Here is a 1,082-nt window from a genome sequence, read left to right as displayed (position 1 = left end):
CGAGCCGCACCGGCCCGTCGCCCACCCACGGCAGTGCGACCGACCCGAGCGGCGAGGACACGAGGCCGTCCCGGGCGTGCGCGTCGAGCACGGTCGTCACCCCGAGGAACCGCGCGGTGCGCTCGTCCGCGGGCCGGTGCCACACGTCGGCCGGTGCGCCGACCTGGCGCAGGATGCCCTCGTCGAGCACGGCGACCCGGTCGGCGAGGGTGAACGCCTCCTCCCGGTCGTGTGTGACGAGCAGGGTGGTGGTCTTGGTGGCACGCAGCAGCTCGGCCAGGTCGATCGCGAGCTGTTCCCGCAGTTCCGCGTCCAGACCGGACAGTGGTTCGTCGAGCAGCAGCAACCGCGGTTCGGGGGCGAGCGCACGGGCCAGCGCCACCCGCTGCGCCTGCCCGCCGGACAGTGCGGTCACCCGGCGCCGTCCGTACCCGCGCAGGCCCACCAGCTCCAGCAGCTCCCGCACCCGGGCGGCCCGCTCCCGCGCACCGACACCGCGCATCCGCAGCCCGAACGCGATGTTGCCCGCGACGTCGCGGTGCGGGAACAGCTGCCCGTCCTGGAACACCAGCCCGAAGTTGCGCCGGTGTACCGGCACCCCGGACAGGTCGGCCCCGTCCCAGCGCACCTCCCCGGTGGCGGCCGGTTCCAGCCCGGCGACGGCGCGCAGCAGGGTGGACTTGCCCGAACCGGACGGGCCCAGCAACGCCAGCACCTCCCCGTCGGCGATCTCCACGTCCACCCCGCGCACGGCGGTCAGCGCGCCGTGGCGCACGGTCAGGTCGGTCACGGTCAGCACGGCTCAGAACTCCCCCACCCGCGCCTGCGGGGACCGCAGGGCTTCGATCACCAGGGCCATCGCGGCCGTCACCACCATCAGCAGCGCGCACGCCGCGTAGGCCGTCAGGTTGTTCAGCTCACCCGGCCTGCCGACCAGGTCGGCGATCAACACCGGCAGGGTCGGCGCGTCGGGCCGGGAGAGGAAACTGGTCGCGCCGAACTCGCCGAGGGCGACGACGTGGCCGAAGGCCGCGGCGGCGGCGAACGAGCGCGCCACCAGCGGCAGGTCGATCTCCCGCCAC

Annotated in this window: 1 protein-coding gene and 1 pseudogene; both read right to left on the bottom strand. The window is 74.9% G+C overall.

The window, feature by feature from the left end:
• The coding region (locus tag ACTIR_RS0100240) for an ABC transporter ATP-binding protein (protein ID WP_026452782.1) at window positions 1-799 on the bottom strand (799 nt) is incomplete at its 3' end.
• Window positions 800-802: 3 nt separating this feature from the next.
• A pseudogene (locus ACTIR_RS20915) lies at window positions 803-1,082 on the bottom strand (iron ABC transporter permease); the annotation flags it as partial.

This window comes from Saccharomonospora iraqiensis subsp. iraqiensis (genome assembly GCF_000430445.1).
Classification (GTDB): Bacteria; Actinomycetota; Actinomycetes; order Mycobacteriales; family Pseudonocardiaceae; genus Saccharomonospora; species Saccharomonospora iraqiensis.
The sequence above is the reverse complement of the archived record's forward strand: the minus strand, read 5'-3'. Positions and strand labels throughout refer to the sequence as shown.